The sequence below is a fragment of the Bradyrhizobium sp. GW821-FHT12B03 genome (genome assembly GCF_058807535.1).
Map to the genome: position 1 here is coordinate 209,840 of NZ_JBXAQU010000007.1, position 18,852 is coordinate 228,691.

Sequence of the window (18,852 nt, forward strand, 5' to 3'; positions counted from 1 at the left end):
GTCTAGGGAGGAAACGCCCAAGCAAAGCAATCCAAGCCGGACTGCTGCCAAGGAACGCTCGCGCAAAGCGCTTGCGTACGCATACAAATGCAGCAACTCCCGACGGAGTTCAATTCCGGATCAATACTGTCTCCGGCTACCACTCACGGCTGCGTGAACGACTTGTTCACTTTGGCCGGCGGCAATTATAGGCCTTGCGGAAGCCGGCGGCCTGGGCGTCGTCCTCCGAGCAGAACCAGCGGTCCGGCTTGGTGGTCGCCGGATAGCTTGGGCAGCCCCGCAAATGATAGATGCCGATATTGCCGGTAACGCGTGCGCGCACCGCGAGCTTGCCCTTGATGCCGCAACTGGGCGGCATCGTCAGTTCCTCCGGGAACAGCACGGCACGGATTTCCTTGTCGCGGTCCGCCCGGCAGGCAGCGCCGAGCAGCGCGCCGTCCTTCTTGCCGGTCCGGAATTCCTGCGGTGCAACAAAGCAGCCCTTCCAGATTCCGGCCGAGGCCGTCTTGGCTTCGGCCGCCGCCGGCTTGACGTTGGCCTTGATCGGCTCGCGTGCGATGGCGAAGCCGAGCTTGACCAGCTGCTCGTTCAGGCTGGCCTTGTCGCCCTCGGCCGTGCAGATCGCACGGTGGCGTTTGCCAAAGCTCTTCTCCGGCCCGACATCGTCACAGCGGACCGTCCGTTTGCCGATCAGCTTGGTCAACTGGTCGCGGGCCTCGATGCCGCAGGTCCAGGGATCCGCGTGATCGTCGATGCAGACCTGGTCGAGCTCGGGAGCGTCGACGCCGTCGAGGCGATAAGTGACGTCGCCGAGCTGGATGGAGTTGGCATCCCGGACGGTCGCAGCGGCGGTCAGCGCGGAAGCCGGGCCGGAGGTACCCAGAAAGCCGGACAGAGCGAGAAACAAAACAAGCGCGAAAGCGCGGGCGGCAGCAAATGAATTCCTGAAGGACATGCGGTCTCGCTATCGATGGCTCTGACGCCTCGTTCCTAGCATCCGGATGGGACGATACCAATGGTCTGCGCCCTGCGAAGTGCGACATTCGCCCGCCAGCCTTTACTCGCCGGGCACTCTGCCCCTATCGTTCGACGCTGTAGACAAGCGTGCATAGCCGAATCGCCCGGGAAGCGGCGAGGGCGGGAGGACAATGCTTCGATGAAAGACCCCGTGGACGTCCTGATCATCGGCGCCGGCGCGTCAGGCGCCGCGGTGGCGTGGTCGCTGGCCGAGACCAAGATGCATATCCTCTGCCTGGAGCAGGGCGGCTGGATGAACCCGGCGGAATATCCCAGCACGGGCCGCGACTGGGAGGCCAAGTTCTACGGCGAGTGGTCGTCGAGCCCCAACGTCCGCGGCCGGCCCGAGGACTATCCGATCAACGACGACAATTCGCCGATCAAGGTCGTCAACTACAATGCGGTCGGCGGCTCGACGGTGATGTACACCGCGCACTGGCCGCGGCTGCATCCCTCCGATTTCAAGGTGAAGACGCTCGACGGCGTCGCCGACGACTGGCCGATCGACTACGACGCGCTGACCCCGTTCTTCGAAGAGAACGACCGCATCATGGGCACGTCGGGGCTGTCAGGCGATCCGCTGTCGCCGCTGACGCATCCGCCGATGCCGCAGCAGCCGATGGGATTGTCCGGCGCGATCATCGGCAAGGCCATGAACAAGCTCGGCTGGCACTGGTGGCCGTCGGACACGACGGTCGCGACCACAGACTATGAGGGCCGCGCGCGCTGCATCAATCTCGGCCATTGCACGCCGGCCTGCGCGCAGGGCGCCAAATCCTCGACCGACATCACCTATTGGCCACAGGCGGTCCGCGCCGGCGTCGAGCTGCGCACGCATTGCCGGGTGCGCGAGATCACGACCGACGAGAACGGCATGGCCACGGGCGTGGTCTATTACGACAAGGACGGCGTCGAGCAGTTCCAGCCGGCGCATGTCGTCATCATCGCCTGCAACGGTGTCGGCACGCCGCGGCTGCTCCTCAACTCCGCGTCCAGCCGCTTCCCGAACGGTCTTGCCAATTCGTCGGGCCTCGTCGGCAAGAACCTGATGTTCCACCCCTACGCGCAGATCTACGGCTATGTGAAGGAGCCGACCGATAGCAACCGTGCGCCGCCGACCTGCCTGTGGAGCAAGGAGTGGTACGACACCGACCTGTCGCGCGGTTTCGTGCGCGGCTACGGCGTCCAGTTCGTGCGCGGGGCAGGGCCGGTGTTCGAGGCCGTCGTCAGCGAGCAGAAGGGCATCCTGCCGTGGGGTGCGGATCATCACCGTGTGTTCCGCAAGCTCAACGGCCATCGGCTGGGTTTTTCCGCGATCTGCGAGGACCTGCCGGAAGAGCACAATCGCGTCACGCTTGATCCTGTCCTGAAGGACAGCAACGGCATCCCCGCGCCGAAGATCGACTATACGATCAGCGAGAACAGCCGGAAGATGATGGAGCATGCGCTGGCGCGGGGCCGCGAGGTGCTCGAAACCGCGGGTGCGACCGACATCTGCGTGAATTCGCCGATCCCCTGGGGTGGCTGGCATCTGCTCGGCACGGCGCGGATGGGCACCGATCCCGAACGTTCCGTCGTCAACGAATGGGGCCGTACGCATGACGTGAAGAACCTCTTCATCGTCGACGGCAGCATCTTCGTCACCTCGGGCGGGGTCAACCCGACCTCCACCATCCAGGCCCTCGCGCTCTACATCGCCGACCAGATGAAGCAGCGCCTCGCCAATTTGTTCGACTGAGGCCGCCATGTCCGAAAGTGATCTGCTCACGCGCGCCCAGCGCGACGACCTCCGCACCATCGCCGCGATGATCGTGCCCGCCAGCGACGAGTACAAGGTGCCCGGCGCCGACGATCCCGCGATCCAGGCCGATATGCTGGCGACGCTCGGCCGCGATACCAAATTGGTGGTGGCGGCGCTGGACCATCTGACGCTATTGGCTGGGCAACCCCTCGTCGAACTCGATGCCACCAGGCGCGATGCGGTGGCGCAGGAGTTTCGCAAGCGCGGCGGCGTTGCTGCCGCAACCCTCGTCCGCGTCGTCCTGCAATGCTACTACCGCGACGACCGCGTGCTCCGTTCGCTCGGGCTCGAACTGCGTGCGCCGTTCCCCAAGGGCTATGTGCTGCCGGAGGGAGACTGGTCGCTGCTCGATCCCGTGAGGGCACGTGGGGGGACGCCAAGGAGTGTGTCGCGTTGAAGTTGATGATCATGCCTACCACCGTGGCACAACAGTCCCGGGAGACCGCGATGGAACCTGACGATCCCCGGCGTTCGAACACGTCTATCCCCGAGCGAGACGCAGATCGCCCCCATCGCGGTGTTACGCGTCGCGCCCTGCTTGCGACTGCGTCCCTCCTGGTCACGACGTCGGGTGTCAGCGCACGCGTGATCACAAAAGTGCTGCCCTGGAAGTCGAACGAGGTCTATCCGGTCACGCCGGTCCTGCCCGGCGGCTATCTCTTCTTCACCGCCAACGAAGCGGCCATGGTCGACGCCTTCGTCGACCGACTGATTCCGACCGACGAACTCGGCGCCGGGGCAAAGGACGCCGGCGTCACCACGTTCATCGATCGGCAGCTCATGGGCCCGTATGGAGGGCACGACTGGCTCTATATGCAGGGCCCATTCCCGCCAAATCCGCTGCCGTCGCAAGGTCTGCAATCGCCGTTGACGCCGCGCCAGCAATACCGGCTGGGACTGGCCGCGCTCGACGCCTACTGCACGACCACGTTCAACCGCAGATTCGTCCAGCTCAATGCGGATGAGCAGGACAAGCTGATCGGAGGCCTGGAGAAGGGTGAGGTTCAACTGCCGAACTTCTCCAGCAGAATGTTGTTCAACGCGATCTACGCCAACACCATGGAAGGCTATTTCGCCGACCCGATCTACGGCGGCAATCGCGACATGGCCGGCTGGAAGCTCGTTGGATTCCCTGGCGTGCGATACGACTTCCGCGATGTCATCGACAAGCCGAACCAGCCCTACACCCTGCCGCCGGTCGGCATGCAGGGCCGTCCGGCCTGGGGAGAGCGCTGATGGTTCGCCGTCTTCCTCGCAAGGATGTCGTCATCGTCGGCCTCGGCTGGACCGGCTCGATCCTGGCCTATGAGCTTTCGCGTACCGGCCTCGACGTGGTCGCGATCGAGCGCGGACCGTGGCGGGACACGGCGGCGGACTTCAACATCGGCACCGCTGCCGACGAGCTGCGCTATGCCGTGCGTCACGATCTCTTCCTGCGCCCGAAGCAGGAAACCCTGACCATGCGCAACAATCCGTCGCAGACGGCATTGCCGATCAGGCGGTGGGGAAGCTTCCTGCCAGGCAATGGGGTCGGCGGCGCGGGCATGCACTGGAACGGCCAGACCTGGCGCTTCCTGCCCGACGATTTCCGCATCCGCAGCCACATGATCGAGCGCTACGGTGAGAAGATCCTGCCCGAGGGCAATCACATCCAGGACTGGCCCGTCAGCTACGACGAGCTCGAGCCCTACTATGACAAATTCGAGCGTGTCGCCGGCATCTCGGGCAAGGCCGGCAACATCAAGGGCGCGATCCAGCCGGGCGGCAATCCCTTCGAGGGGCAGCGTGCCAGCGAATATCCGACGCCGCCACTGAAGCAGGGCTATCAGCAGGAGCTGTTCACCAAGGCCGCTGCCAATATGGGGCTGCATCCGTTCCCCCGGCCATCGGCGAACATCTCGGTGGCCTACACCAATCCGTACGGCTGCAGCATGGCGCCATGCACCTATTGCGGTTTCTGCGAATGGTTCGGCTGCGCCAATTATTCGAAATCGTCACCGCAGACCTGCGTGCTGCCTGCGCTGATCCGCGAGCCGACCTTCGAAGCGCGGACCGAATGCGAGGTGACCAAGGTCAATCTCGCCGCCGACGGCAAGATGGCGACCGGTGTCACCTATGTCGATGCCAGTGGCGAGGAGTGGGAGCAGCCGGCCGACCTTGTGCTGGTCTGCGCCTACAGCCTGTTCAACGTGCGGCTGCTGCTGTTGTCGGGAATCGGCAAGCCCTATGACCCCGCCAGCAATGAAGGCGTGGTCGGCCGCAATTATGCTTACCAGACAGGCTCCGGTTCGACGGCGATCTTCGAGAACGTGAAGTTCAATCCGTTCGCGGCCGCAGGTTCGCTTGGCGCCGCGCTCGACGACTACAACAGCGACAATTTCGACCACGGCCCGCATGGTTTCGTCGGCGGCGCCTCGATCACCTGCGCCCATACCAATGGAAGGCCGATCCGCTATCACCCGACGCCGAGGGGCACGCCGACCTGGGGCAGCGCCTGGAAGAAGGCGGTGCGTGACAGCTATCAGCGTGTCGCCAATGTCGGCGCGCAGGGCAGCGTGATGAGCTACCGCAACAACTATCTCGATCTCGATCCGACCTACAAGGATCCGCTCGGCCGTCCCTTGATGCGCATGACCTTCGACTATCAGCCGAACGAGCAGAAGATGGCTAACTGGATGGCCGAGCGCTGCGACGAGATTGCGAAGGCGATGGGCGCCAAGACGACCCAGGTCAATCGGCTCAACGTGCCCTGGAACGTCGTGCCGTACCAGTCGACGCACAACACCGGCGGTGCGGTGATGGGTAACGATCCCAAGACCAGCGTGCTCAACCGCTATCTTCAGTCCTGGGATGTGCCCAATGTGTTCGTGATGGGCGCATCCGCGTTCCCGCAGAATGCCGGCTACAACCCGACCGGGACGGTCGGCGCGCTGACCTATTGGGGGCTGGACGCGATCTTCAACTATCTGAAGTCGCCCGGCGCGCTGGTGCGGCCATGAGGTTGGAGCGTATCGTGCGGCTGCGCCATCTGATCCTGTTGCTGCCGCTGCTTGCGATCGGCGGCGCCGCGGCCGATCCGGACTCCTATGTCGATGTCGCGCGCGGCAAGGCGCTCGCGACTGCCGGCGATTGCGTTGCCTGCCACACCGCCAAGGGCGGCCGGCCCTTCGCCGGCGGGCTCGCGTTGCAGACCCCTTTTGGCGCTATCACGACCGCGAACATCACGCCTGATGATGCCACCGGGATCGGGAGCTGGTCTGCGAACGACTTTGCGCGCGCCATGCACGACGGCAGGCGACCGGACGGCACTTACCTCTATCCCGCCTTTCCCTATCCCTATTACACCAAGGTGACGCGCGACGATCTCGATGCGATCTACGCATATTTGCGCACGCTGCCGCCGGTCGAGAACCACGTCAACCGCAACACCCTGCCGTTCCCGTTCAACATCCGCATGTCGATGATCGGATGGAACATGCTGTTCTTCACGCCGGGCGAGTTCAAGCCTGACCCCAGGCGCTCGGACGAGTTCAATCGCGGCGCCTATCTCGTCGAGGGACTCGGCCATTGCGGTGCCTGCCACACGCCGTTCAATGCGCTCGGTGCGAGCAAGGACGACAAATATCTGCAAGGCAACCAGATCGACAACTGGACCGCGCCCAATATCACCAATGATACGCAGGCCGGCCTGGGCAAATGGACCGTCGACGACATCGTGCAATATCTGAAGACCGGGCAGACGCGCTTTAGTCTCGCCAGTGGCCCGATGAAGGACGTGGTCGAGAACTCGACCTCGCACATGCCTGACACCGACCTGAAGGCGATCGCGGTCTATTTGAAGGAACGCGGCGCGGCCGGGCCCGCCACACCTGCGCCGCTGCCGGCTTCCGATCCGCGCATGCAGGTGGGAGAGGCGATCTTCGTGGACACTTGCGCCGCCTGCCATATGCGCAACGGTGCAGGCGTCGAGCGCATGTTTCCGAAGCTCGCCGGCAATGTGGTGACGACCCAGGACGATCCCGCAAGCCTGATCCACATCATCATCGGTGGCGGCCGCGCCGCGGCGACCGATATAACGCCGACCTCGCCCGCAATGCCTTCGCTCGGCTACCGGCTGAACGACGCGCAGATCGCGGCCGTGGTCACCTATGTCCGCAACAGCTGGGGCAATGCCGCGGCCCCGGTCTCGACGGAAACCGTGCAAGGCATGCGTGCAAGGGTGACCGGCGCGGGCGACTAGCGGTCTTGCGGGAGAGACGCCGGGTAACCATCTGACTGGCCCAAAGGAATATTTGCCATGTTGGATTTTACCTCGGATGTTTCCGCGGCCGGCCTGTCGGCCGCCCCCGGTGATCGCGGTCCCGTCAATGATCAGCCGCTGCTGGACGCCTATTCCAATGCCGTGATCGACGTCACCGACCGCGTCGGCCCTGCCGTCGTGCGCGTCGAAACCGGGCCAAAAGTGCCGAACGGCCGCGAGCGCGGCGGGCTCGGCTCGGGCATCGTGATCTCGCCGGACGGGCTGGTCCTCACCAACAGCCACGTGGTCGGCTCATCGAAAGAGATTCGCCTGCGGGATGTCGAGGGTCATGTCGGCGACGCCCGGGTGCTCGGCGTCGATCCCGACACCGACCTTGCGCTGCTGCGCGCCAACGGCGTGCGCGACTTGCCCTATGCCGCGCTCGGCAACTCCCAGACCTTGCGGCGCGGCCAGCTCGTGATCGCGATCGGCAATCCGCTCGGCTTCGAATCGACCGTGACCGCCGGCGTGGTCTCGGCGCTGGGGCGCTCGATCCGCTCGGTGAGCGGACGTACGATCGAGGACGTGATCCAGACCGATGCCGCGCTCAATCCGGGTAATTCGGGCGGGCCGCTGGTGTCGTCGAATGCCGAGGTGATCGGAATCAACACCGCCATCATTAACGGCGCCCAAGGCATCTGCTTTGCGGTCGCCAGCAATACGGCGCAGTTCGTGCTGTCGGAGATCATCCGCCACGGCTATGTTCGACGCGCCTTCATCGGCGTTGCCGGACAGACCGCGCCGGTCCCGCGGCGGCACGCGGTGCTGGCCGGCGTCGAGAACAAGATGGGCGCGCTGCTGATGCAGATCGAGCCTGATGGTCCGGCGGCCAAGGCCGGCCTGTTGCCCGGCGACGTCGTCATCAAGCTCGACGGTGTCGAGATCAACGGCGTCGATGATCTGATCCGCGTGCTCGACCGCGACCGGATCGGCCGGCGGCTCGCCATGGACGTGCTGCGGCTCGGTCGCCTGCGGGCGATCGACATCGACCCGATCGAGCGGAAGCCGGCCCGCTAGCTGCGAGCCCGCGGGCGAGGTATGACGGTGTCATGCCTCGCTCCCGGAAGCCTGCCGCATGATGCCGGTGCATGAGATCTACGATGTGATCGTCATCGGCGCCGGTGCCGGTGGCATGACGGCAGCCGCCGTTGCCGCGGCCGAAGGGCTGTGCGTCCTTGTGATCGAGAAGACGGCGTTCGTCGGCGGTACTACCGCCTGGTCCGGCGGCATGGTCTGGATTCCTGCCAACGCGAAGATGAAAGAGGCAGGGTTGTCCGACAGCGTCGCCGATGCCGTCCAGTATATGTCGAGCACGGTGCCCGAAGCAGCCAATGCCGGCCTGCGTGCCGCCTTCCTTGCACGCGGACCCGAAGCGGTCGCCTATCTCGAAGCCAAGACCGAAGTCCGCCTCCAGCCGGTGAAGGCCTATCCCGACTATTATCCGGAGCGGCTGGGCGCGACATCAGGCGGGCGCGTGCTTGAGCCGGTTGCTTTCGACGGCACGCGGCTGGGCCCTGCTTTTGCGCGATTGCGGCCGCCGTTGCCGGAGTTCACGCTGTTCGGCGGAATGATGGTCAACCGGCTCGACATCCCGCATCTGCGGCGGGTCGGAAAGTCGCTGCGTTCGACCCTACGCGCCGCGCGGCTTGTTTCCGAATACGCGTTGCAGCGGCTGCGCAGCCCGCGCGGGACGACGCTGCATCTCGGCAACGCGCTCGCTGCGCGGCTCTATGCCTCGCTGCTGGCGCGGCAGGTCGAGATCCTCTTCAGCGCGGATGTCGAGGATCTGGCGATGCAGGGCGATCGCGTCAGCGGCGTGGTGATCCGTCACGGCTCCCGCGACCGTGCGATTGCGGCGCGCCGCGGCGTGGTACTCGCAGCCGGCGGCTTCTCGCACGATGCCGCTTTGCGCAAGCGGTTCTTTCCGCCGGCGGCCGGATTTGTCTCGGCGACCAATCCATCAGGCACAGGCGACGGGCTTCGGCTCGCGGCCACAGTCGGTGCCGCGCTCAATACCGAGGCGACGAACCCGGCCTATTGGGTGCCAGCCTCGCTGTTCCGCCGCGCCGACGGCAGCCGCGGCGTTTTCCCGCATACGGTGACCGATCGTGCCAAGCCCGGCGTGATCGCCGTCAATGCCGCGGGCCGGCGCTTCGTCAACGAGGCGCTGTCCTACCATGAATTCGTGCTGGCCATGCTGCGCGACGGCAATGGCGAGCCGGATCGGCCGTTCTACCTGATCTGCGACCGCCAGTTCCTGTGGGCTTACGGCCTCGGTCGCATCAAGCCGTTTGCGCGGAGTATCCGGCGCTACGTTGAAAGCGGTGAGTTGATCGAAGCGCCGGATGTCGCGCAGCTCGCGGCGAAGATCGGCGTCAAGCCGTCAACACTCGCGGCGACGATTGCGAACTACAACGAAGGCGCGAAGGAGGGCCGCGATCCCGAATTCGGCCGCGGCAGCACGATCTATCAACGCCATCTCGGCGATGCCGCTCACAAGCCCAACCCCTGCATCGCCCCGATCGTGCGCGCACCGTTCTTCGCGATGCGTATCTATCCAGCCGACCTCGGCACCGCGATCGGCATGAAGGTGGATGCCCAGGCGCGCGTACTTCGTGAAGATGGCACGCCGGTCGCGGGTCTTTACGCCTGCGGCAACGATATGGGCTCGATCATGAATGGCAACTATCCGGGGCCGGGGATCACGCTCGGGCCGGCGCTGACGTTTGGGTATATTGCGGGAAGGCATCTGGGAGAGGGTGGGGTGGCTACCCCGAGTGATGCGAAGGCGTCAGTCTAAGTTGTTGTCTCCGCCGCATCCACAATCTCCGTCATTGCGAGCACAGCGAAGCAATCCAGGCTACCTCCGCGGAGGGATTCTGGATTGCTTCGTCGCAAGGGCTCCTCGCAATGACGCGGCGAGAGCTTGGGCTCTATCCGCTACTCCGCAGCTGCCGCAAAGCGGCTGTTCTCGAGCTCCGCCTCCAGCCGCGCCTTCTCGGCAGCCGCCAGCTTGATGTTGGCTTCCTTGACGTGGCCGAAGCCGCGGATGGTTTCCGGCACGCGCGCGAGCCGTGCCAGCAGCGGGATCTGCTCAGCCTTTAGCCCGGCCATCCGCTGATCGATCATGTCGAGATAATCTGTGACCAGCTTCCGCTCGGTCCGGCGCTCCTCGGTGCGGCCGAACAGGTCGAAGGCGGTGCCGCGCAAAAACTTCAATTTTGCGAGAACGCGGAAGGCGTGGACCATCCAGCCGCCGAACTCCTTCTTCTGGAGATGCCCTGTGGTCTTGTCGCGCTGCGCGAAGATCGGCGGTGCCAGGTGGTACTTCAGCGTGAAGTCGCCGTCGAACTTCTCCGAGACCTTCCTGGCAAAGCTGCCGTCGGTATAGAGCCGCGCGACCTCGTACTCGTCCTTGTAGGACATCAGCTTGAACAGGTTTTTGGCAACAGCTTCGGTCAGCTCCGAGGACGCGGGCGAGGCGGCGGTTTCCGCCTTGCGTACCTTGGCGATCGCCGCGAGATAGCGGTCGGCGTACGCCTTGTCCTGATAGCTGGTCAAAAACGCTGCGCGGGTCGCGATGATGTCGTCGAGCGACTTTGTCGGCGCGGATGCGCGGCTCTTGAATTGCAGCACGCTGCGCACCCGCGCCATGTCGTGAGCGGCCAGCCGCCCCCAGGTGAACGCGAGCTTGTTCATCTCGATCGCGGCGCCGTTGATCTCGATGGCGCGGAGCAGAGCCTCCAGCGACAGCGGGATCGCGCCCTTCTGGAAAGCGAAGCCGAGCATGAAGGGATTGGTTGCGATGCTGTCGCCCATCAGCGCCGCGGCAATGCCCGTGGCGTCGATGATGTCGAGATTCTTGTCGCCGACAGCATCACGCAGCACGGTCTGCATCGTATCCATCTCGAAATCGAGATCGGGGTTTTGCACGAAGCTTGCGGTCGGTTGCAGGTCGGCGTTGATATAGGCTTTTGTCACGCCGCGCTCGGCGCGGCTGAGCGCGGAAGGGCCGGCCGAGACGATCATGTCGCAGCCGAGAATGACGTCGGCACCGCCGGTGGTGATGCGGACCGCGGAGATGTCCTCCGGCTTCGGTGCGATGCGGACATGGCTCATCACCGCGCCGTTCTTCTGCGACAGGCCGGTGAAGTCCAGCGCCGAGCAGCCGCGGCCGTCGACATGGGCGGCCATGCCGAGCAGGGCGCCGATGGTGATGACGCCGGTGCCGCCGATGCCGGTGACGAGGATGTTGTAGGGGGCGTCGAGCTCACGCGCGGGCGGCAACGGCAGGTCGGCGAACAGCTGGCCGGAATCGACTGCCGAAGTTTTCATGCGCTTGAGCGAACCGCCATGGACGGTGACAAAGCTCGGGCAAAAACCTTCGACGCAGGAAAAGTCCTTGTTGCAGTTCGACTGGTCGATCTGGCGCTTGCGGCCGAACTCGGTCTCCAGCGGCTGCACCGAGACGCAGTTGGAAGCCTGCGAGCAGTCGCCGCAGCCTTCGCAGACGAGCTCGTTGATGAAGGCGCGCTTGGCGGGGTCGGGATAGAGCCCGCGCTTGCGGCGGCGGCGTTTTTCCGCGGCGCAGGTCTGGTCGTAGATGACGACCGTGAGACCCTCGATGTCGCGCAGCTCACGCTGCACGGCATCGAGCTCGCGGCGGTGATGGATGGTCGCGCCTTGTGGGAAGTAGCTGCCCTCGGGGTATTTGCCCGGATCGTCGGACACGATCGCGAGCCGCTTGACGCCTTCGGCCCAGACCTGGTGCGCGATCTGCGCGACATTGAAAGCGCCTTCGGCCGGCTGACCGCCGGTCATCGCGACGGCGTCGTTGTAGAGGATCTTGTAGGTGATGTTGATGCCGGCGGCGGAGGCCGCGCGCAGCGCCAGCAATCCCGAATGGGTGTAAGTGCCGTCGCCGAGATTCTGGGAGATGTGCTTCTCGTCGGTGAAAGGCGACTGGCCGATCCAGTTCACGCCCTCGGCGCCCATATGCGAGATCAGATCGGTGCGGCGGGTCGGCATGCTCAGGGCCATGCCGTGGCAGCCGATGCCGGCCATGGCGCGGCTGCCTTCGGGTACACGCGTCGAGGTGTTGTGCGGGCAACCCGAGCAGAAGAACGGCGTGCGCGCGAGCTTGATCGGTGCGCTGGTGGTGACGGGATGATCGAACGCCTCCAGCCGTGCGAGGCGCTGCTCCAGCACCGGGCTGTGATGCCCGAGCTTGCGCAGCCGCGCCACCAGCGCGGACGCGACGATGGTCGGCGTCAGCTCGCCCTCGCTCGGCAGCAGCGGCGCGCCGCGCTCGTCGCGCTTGCCGGTGACGGTCGGGCGCCGCGATGCGTCGATATTGTAGAGGATGCGCATCAGCTGGTCTTCGATGAAGCCGCGCTTCTCCTCGACGACCAGCACGTCCTGAAGACCTTCGGCGAAACGCTTCGCGCCGCTCTCTTCCAGCGGCCAGGTCAGCGCGACCTTGTAGATGCGCAAGCCCAGATCCTGCGCGTCCTTGTCGGTAATGCCGAGGTCGGCAAGCGCCTGGCGCAGATCGAGATAGGCCTTGCCTGTCGCGACGATGCCGAGCCGTGCCGGCTTGGAATCGAGCACGATGCGGTCGAGCTGGTTGGCGCGAGCAAAGGCCTGCACCGCTTCCATCTTCGGGCCGAACAGGCGCCTCTCGGCGTCCAGCGGCGGATCGGGCCAGCGGATGTTGAGGCCACCGGGCGGCATCTCGAAATCGTCGGGAAGCCTGATCTGGATACGTTCGGGATCACTGTAGATCGACGCCGAGCTCTCCACGGTCTCGCTGATCGCCTTGAAGCCGACCCAGCAGCCGGAGAAGCGCGACAGCGCAAAACCGTAGAGGCCGAGATCGAGATAGTCCTGCAGCGTCGCCGGATTGATCACGGGGATCAGCGCTGCCGCGAACACCTGCTCGCTCTGATGGGCCAGCGTCGAGGACTGGCAGCCATGGTCGTCGCCGGCAAGCGCCAGCACGCCGCCATTGAGCGAGGTGCCGGCCGCATTGGCGTGCTTGAGCGCGTCGACCGAGCGGTCGACGCCGGGGCCTTTGCCGTACCAGATGCCGAACACACCATCGACCTTGGCGCCGGGAAAGAGGCCGACCTGCTGGCTGCCCCAGACCGCGGTCGCCGCCAGATCCTCGTTCAGGCCGGGCACGAAGGCGATGTCGTGCTGCTGGAGGTGCGACTTCGCCCGCCATAGCGCGTGGTCGTACATGCCAAGCGGGGAACCGCGATAGCCGGAGATGAAGCCGCCGGTGTTGAGCCCCTGGAGCCGGTCGCGTTCGCGCTGCAACATAGGCAGGCGGACCAGGGCTTGTGTGCCGGACAGGAAGATCCGCTTCGATTCGAGCCGGTATTTGTCGTCCAGCTCGACCTGCATCAGCGTCATTTCGGGCGTCCTTGTTTTTCTTGGTCCGGCGGGAATTTTGCGCCGCGGAAAGAGCGGCGACTTGCGAAGCAGGATCAGGCAGTCAAGAGCATGGGTCGCCGAAGTCAATACGGCTAGCCGCATCCGTGGCGCTCCTGCTAGTCATGGCTGCCTGTGGAGGAGCCCATGATGGCAAACGCGTTCAATACCGAGATCACCGAGACCGCCGAGGCACTGATCGGGCCGTGGCGCCAGCCGCGCCAGATGCTCCATGCGCAGGTCTACGACGCGCACGCCTCCATCCACGACGACGCCACCGCGCAAAAGCTCGGCTTCAAGGGCGGCACCATCGAGGGGCCGACGCATTTCAGCCAGTTCGCACCGCTCGGCGCGCGCCTGTGGGGACGGGCCTGGTTCGAGAGTGGTTGTCTTTCCGCGCATTATCGCAACGCCTGCTTCGAAGGCGAGGAGGTGCAGGCGATCCTGTCCAAGCCTCTAGCCGGCACGAGCCAGTGCCAGATCCAGATGGTCAAGCGCGACGGCACCGAAGTGCTGCGCGGTACGGCGTCGGTCGGCGAGCCGCATGCCGCGACCGCGCTGGAGACGCGTCTCGGCGAGCTCAAGCCGCTCGCCGATCCCGTGATCCTGCGCGACGTCAGGGTGGCGCAAACCAGCAAGCGCCAGCCGGTGCGGATGGCGTTCGACCAGAACATGGGCGACCTCTATCCTTTTTCGCTCCGGCAGAAGCTCGCCGTCATCACCGAGACCTCACCTTACTATTCGGGAGCGGACAGTCCGTGGGGCAGGGCCATCATCCCGATGGAGATGCTGAGCGTGCTGTTCCAGTACCGCGCCAAGGACGATCCGCTGCCGGCGAAGGGACCGGCGGTCGGCCTGTTCGCCGACCAGGAGATCAGGCTGGTGAAGGGCCCGCTCTTCGTCGACGAGGGTTATGAAGTCGAGCGCGAGGTGGTCGCGCTGTCCGGCAGCCGCCGCACCGAAAGCGCCTGGGTGAAGACGCGCGTGTTCGACAAGACGGGCGCGATGGTGGCCACCATGCTGCTCAACATGGCGACGCTGAAGGATTCGTATGCGCCGTATGAGGAAGAGTATCGGCGGCTGTATGGAGATGCTGCCCGCAAATAAAGCCTACTTAGCCGCCGCTCATCCTTTGAGCAAATGCACGCCGCAACGCCGCCGCACACGGAATAAGCAGGGCTGTGATTTTCTGATAACATTTTGACAGCGCAGCAAATTTTCTCGCGCGGGCGGCTTAATCGCAATTGTACACAATGGCACGGCGTTTGCAGAACTCCTGGCAATGAGAGTTCTCGCGGGGGCCTGCGTCATGTTGAACTCAACCAAGCCGACACCGGGCGTGATCAGCGCCGAGCCCGAGCCGATCAAGCTCGACTGGCCGAGCACCGCGCTTCTCATCATCGACATGCAGCGCGATTTCATGGAGCCCGGCGGCTTCGGCGAGACGCTCGGCAATGACGTCAGCCAGCTTGCGCGCGCGGTGAAGCCGATCGGTGCGCTGCTGAAGGCGGCGCGCGACACCGGCATGCTGGTGGTCCATACGCGCGAGGGCCATCTGCCCGACCTTTCTGATGCGCCGCCGGCGAAGATCGAGCGCGGTGCGCCGTCCTTGCGCATCGGCGATCCCGGCCCGATGGGGCGCATTCTCATTCGCGGCGAGGCCGGTCACGACATCATCCCCGAGCTCTATCCGCTCGACAGCGAAGTCGTGATCGACAAGCCCGGCAAAGGCGCGTTCTACGCCACCGAGCTCACCGACGTGTTGGAGCAATACGGCATCGAGAATCTCCTGGTCTGCGGCGTCACCACGGAAGTGTGCGTCAACACCACCGTGCGCGAGGCCAATGACCGCGGCTTCCGCTGCGTCGTCATCTCGGACGGCTGCGCATCCTACTTCCCCGAGTTTCACGAGATGGGCCTGAAGATGATCAAGGCCCAGGGCGGCATCTTCGGCTGGGTAGCTAGCTCAGCCGCAGTACTGGAGGCGATGAAGATTTCCACATCAGCTTAGGGGCATCACCATGAGCACAATGACGGGGACGACCGGCAAATCTGATCTGAACAAGTCCGAGTTCAAGCCGGCACTATGGACATCGGGCGACTGGAACGCGTTTTTCGGCTTCGGCACCAACATCCTCGTCAACATGCTGGTGCTCACGGGCCTGCTTCGTTTCGTGCTGAAGATGCCGGACAGTCTCGTGTTCGGCCGCATCCTGCCCGCGCTCGGGCTGATGATGTGCCTGTCGACCTTCTATTACGCCTTCCTCGCCTATCGTCTGGCGCAGAGGACCGGCCGCAACGACGTCTGCGCGCTGCCGTCCGGCGTCAGCGTGCCGCACATGTTCATCGTCACATTCGTGATCATGCTGCCGATCACGATCAAGACCGGTGATCCGCTCAAGGGCTGGTCGGCCGGCCTCGTCTGGGTGTTCTTCCAGAGCTTCATCCTGATGATCGGCGGCTTCATCGCGCCGTTCATCCGCAGGATCACGCCGCGCGCAGCGCTGCTCGGCACGCTCGCCGGCGTCTCCGTCACCTTCATCTCGATGCGTCCTGCGCTCGAAATGTACATGACGCCGCAGATCGGCCTCGTCTGCTTCGCCATCATCCTGGTGAGCTGGTTCGGCGGCGTGAAATACTGGCGCGGCATTCCCGCAGGCCTCGTTGCCATCGCGGTCGGCATGGTCATCGCCTGGGGCTCGAACCTGTTCGGCCTCGGTCTCGGCGGGTTGAGCGTCAAGGGCGTCGGCGATGCCTTCGCAAATTTCGGCTTCTCGGTGCCGATCCCGGCGGTGGGCTACGTCTTCTCCGGCTTCGAATTCCTCGGCATCATCCTGGTCACCGCCATTCCCTTCGGCATTTACGACCTCGTCGAGGCCATGGACAATGTCGAGAGCGCAGAAGCGGCCGGCGACGAATATCCGACCACGCGCGTCTTGACCGCCGACGGCGTCGTCAGCCTGATCGGCTGCCTGATGGGCAATCCCTTCATCAACGCGGTCTATATCGGCCATCCCGGCTGGAAGGCGATGGGTGGCCGCATCGGCTATTCGGCGGCGACCGGAATCATGGTGGTCGTGCTGGCGTGGTTCGGCATCATCTCGGTGCTGCTGGCGCTCGTGCCTGTCGTCGCCATCTCGCCGATCCTGCTCTATATCGGCATGCTGATCGGCGCGCAGGCGTTCCAGACCACGCCGGTCAAGCATGCGCCCGCGATCGTGCTGGCGCTGACGCCGCATCTGGCCGCCTGGGCCAAGCTGCAGATCGACACGATGCTGGGCTCGACCATGATGGCGGCGACCTCCGTCGGCGGGCTGGCCGCCGACAAGGTCGATGCGGTCAAGGCCGCTGCGATCGCCGCGCTGCCGACGCAGGGCGTGTTCTACCACGGGCTCGAGGTGATGGGCGGCGGCTCCATCCTCGGCGGCCTCATCCTGGGCGCGATCGGCGTCTTCATCATCGAGCGCGATTTCGAGAAGGCCTCGGCATTTGCGCTGGTCGGTGCCGTGCTGACCTATTTCGGCTTCATGCACGGCGAAGCCGTCGGCATCGGCGGTGGCTTCGGCGTCACGCCCGCGGTGGCGCTTGCTTACGCCGTGACGGCAGCCGGCCTGTTCGCGGCCAGCAAGCTCGGAGCGAGCGAGTCCTATGCCGCCCATCCGGAGATGCACGCGGCTCCGGCGGAATAGGCATCGGCGAGAGTTCTGTCGCGGCCGGGTGGCGATTAGTCGCCCGGCCGCTTTCGTTTTGTCCTTTAGGGGACGACAGCAGCGCTCGATCCTCAGACGTAGCCGAGCCAGCGCCAGTAGGTCGCGCCGAACACGAGAGTGAGCAGATAGGCCAGCACGGTGATTGCGATGCCGGTGCGTATGAAATCGCGTGCTGCGAAGGCACCGGTCCCGTAGCCGACCATCCCCTGAGGCGAATTCACCGGGAGAATGAAACCGAAGCTCACGACGAACTGTAGCACGAGGGTCATGCCAAGCACGTTGATTCCCGGCGTCTGCACTTTTTGCAGAACGGCGATCACGATTGGGATGAGGGACGATGCGAGCGCGGTCGCGCTGGCAAAACCGAGATGAACGACGACAAGGAACGCTGCCATCACGGCAAGAATGGCGAGCGACGGAAGCTGGTTGAGACCGAACCACGCGACGATGAGATTGGCCAGCCACTGTGCTGCCTGGGTTTGCAGCAAGGCCGTGCCGAGGCTGATGCCGATCCCGAACAGCACGATCGTTCCCCATGGGATCAACGGGTTTGCCGTCTTCCAGTCCATGACGCCGATGCCGGGAAGAAACAGCAGGGCCACCGCGATCGTCGTCGTCGTCGAGCTGTCGAAGGAGTGCAAGACACCTTCGGTCGACCAGAAACACAGCAGGATGAGGGAGAGCGCCAACAGACGGGCTTCCTTGCCCGTCATTGGACCGAGTTCGCCCAGCGTCTTTTCCACGGTCGCCTTGCCGCCAGAGATCTCCTTTGCTTCCGGCGGCATCATGGTCATCATGATGAAGTACAGCCCGACCGACAACAGGAACGAGAACGGTGCCGCGGCGATGAACCAGCTCAACCAGGTGATGTCATGGCCCAGCATCTTCTGGAGAAAGCCGACGGCGACCATGTTTTGCGCCGCCGCGGTCTTGATGCCGACATTCCAGATGCTGACCGCCTGAACCGTCGTGATCATCAGAAGGCCGGCAAATCTGCTCTTCTTGTCAACGCCAAAAGCAACAATGATACCCATGATGATCGGGATCACAGCGGCTGCCCGCGCGGTCGCACTGGGTACGAGCAAGGCCAGCACGGTGGACACGACAATGGCGCCGATGACGATCCGATTTGTTCGCGTCCCAACGCGTGACAGGATGATCAAGGCGATGCGACGATCGAGCCTGGTGACCGTCATGGCAGCCGCGAGGAACAAGGCCGCGGCGACCAGCGTTAGCGCCGTATTGCCAAAGCCGCTTATCGCGGTGGTAAGGCCCTGAACCGAGCCGATCGAGACATTCGGGTTGGTGACGTTCGGCGAAATACCCAGGAGCAGGGCCATCAATGCGGCGATGACGATGGCGCTCACCGCATAGTCAAGCGCCTCCGTGACCCAGACGATAACGGCAAAGCCGAAGACCGCGAGCATCCGCTGGCCCGCGACTGATAACCCCGCCGGTGTCGGCGAGAAAAGGATAGCAAGGAGGACAGCCGCTCCCAACACCAAGCCCCAATTGGATCTAATCCAGGTCGGCTGCTTGCTGGCCTGTACCGAAGCGACTGGTGAAGCCTGGTCAGCGATGGTCATGGC

At 64.6% G+C, this 18,852-nt stretch carries 13 protein-coding genes; 10 read left to right on the plus strand and 3 right to left on the minus strand.

The window, feature by feature from the left end:
• Positions 1 to 166: 166 nt before the first annotated feature.
• Entirely contained in the window at positions 167 to 955 is a 789-nt protein-coding gene (locus tag AC1RUR_RS16350; protein ID WP_492845705.1) for a thermonuclease family protein, read from the minus strand.
• A gap of 201 nt (positions 956 to 1,156) precedes the next feature.
• Here AC1RUR_RS16350 and AC1RUR_RS16355 point away from each other — a divergent pair, with 201 nt between their 5' ends.
• The 7 genes from AC1RUR_RS16355 (at position 1,157) to AC1RUR_RS16385 (ending at position 9,918) form a co-directional block, all read left to right on the plus strand.
• Positions 1,157 to 2,755: a GMC family oxidoreductase gene (locus AC1RUR_RS16355; RefSeq protein WP_492845707.1), complete on the plus strand. Its 1,599-nt coding sequence runs from the start codon at positions 1,157 to 1,159 to the stop codon at positions 2,753 to 2,755.
• A gap of 7 nt (positions 2,756 to 2,762) precedes the next feature.
• Positions 2,763 to 3,215, plus strand: coding sequence for a hypothetical protein (locus AC1RUR_RS16360; protein ID WP_492845709.1), 453 nt, complete (start codon positions 2,763 to 2,765; stop codon positions 3,213 to 3,215).
• 188 nt (positions 3,216 to 3,403) lie between these two features.
• Entirely contained in the window at positions 3,404 to 4,054 is a 651-nt protein-coding gene (locus AC1RUR_RS16365; protein ID WP_492845712.1) for a gluconate 2-dehydrogenase subunit 3 family protein, read from the plus strand.
• On the plus strand, positions 4,054 to 5,817 hold the full coding sequence (locus tag AC1RUR_RS16370; RefSeq protein ID WP_492845714.1) for a GMC family oxidoreductase: 1,764 nt from the start codon (positions 4,054 to 4,056) through the stop codon (positions 5,815 to 5,817). The genes AC1RUR_RS16365 and AC1RUR_RS16370 overlap by 1 nt, the downstream gene beginning before the upstream one ends.
• The gene (locus AC1RUR_RS16375) at positions 5,814 to 7,058 is read left to right on the plus strand and encodes a cytochrome c (RefSeq protein WP_492845716.1); all 1,245 of its coding nucleotides are present in this window, start codon (positions 5,814 to 5,816) and stop codon (positions 7,056 to 7,058) included. The genes AC1RUR_RS16370 and AC1RUR_RS16375 overlap by 4 nt, the downstream gene beginning before the upstream one ends.
• A 57-nt stretch (positions 7,059 to 7,115) precedes the next feature.
• Positions 7,116 to 8,135 (plus strand): S1C family serine protease, encoded by a 1,020-nt coding sequence (locus AC1RUR_RS16380; protein WP_492820640.1) that lies wholly within the window; start codon positions 7,116 to 7,118, stop codon positions 8,133 to 8,135.
• Positions 8,136 to 8,193: 58 nt separating this feature from the next.
• On the plus strand, positions 8,194 to 9,918 hold the full coding sequence (locus AC1RUR_RS16385) for an FAD-dependent oxidoreductase (protein ID WP_492845719.1): 1,725 nt from the start codon (positions 8,194 to 8,196) through the stop codon (positions 9,916 to 9,918).
• 140 nt (positions 9,919 to 10,058) lie between these two features.
• Here the strand turns inward: AC1RUR_RS16385 and AC1RUR_RS16390 are convergent, their stop codons facing one another.
• Positions 10,059 to 13,535: an indolepyruvate ferredoxin oxidoreductase family protein gene (locus AC1RUR_RS16390; protein ID WP_492845721.1), complete on the minus strand. Its 3,477-nt coding sequence runs from the start codon at positions 13,533 to 13,535 to the stop codon at positions 10,059 to 10,061.
• A 165-nt stretch (positions 13,536 to 13,700) separates the two neighbouring features.
• Here AC1RUR_RS16390 and AC1RUR_RS16395 point away from each other — a divergent pair, with 165 nt between their 5' ends.
• From AC1RUR_RS16395 to AC1RUR_RS16405, 3 genes are all read left to right on the plus strand, one after another.
• A complete protein-coding gene (locus tag AC1RUR_RS16395) occupies positions 13,701 to 14,660 on the plus strand; it encodes a hypothetical protein (protein ID WP_492845723.1) in 960 nt (319 codons plus the stop codon).
• A gap of 202 nt (positions 14,661 to 14,862) precedes the next feature.
• A complete protein-coding gene (locus tag AC1RUR_RS16400) occupies positions 14,863 to 15,564 on the plus strand; it encodes a cysteine hydrolase family protein (protein ID WP_492845725.1) in 702 nt (233 codons plus the stop codon).
• A gap of 10 nt (positions 15,565 to 15,574) precedes the next feature.
• Entirely contained in the window at positions 15,575 to 17,242 is a 1,668-nt protein-coding gene (locus AC1RUR_RS16405) for a regulator (RefSeq protein WP_492845727.1), read from the plus strand.
• A gap of 92 nt (positions 17,243 to 17,334) precedes the next feature.
• Here AC1RUR_RS16405 and AC1RUR_RS16410 read toward each other — a convergent pair whose 3' ends face one another.
• A complete protein-coding gene (locus AC1RUR_RS16410) occupies positions 17,335 to 18,849 on the minus strand; it encodes a DASS family sodium-coupled anion symporter (protein ID WP_492845729.1) in 1,515 nt (504 codons plus the stop codon).
• Positions 18,850 to 18,852: the final 3 nt, after the last annotated feature.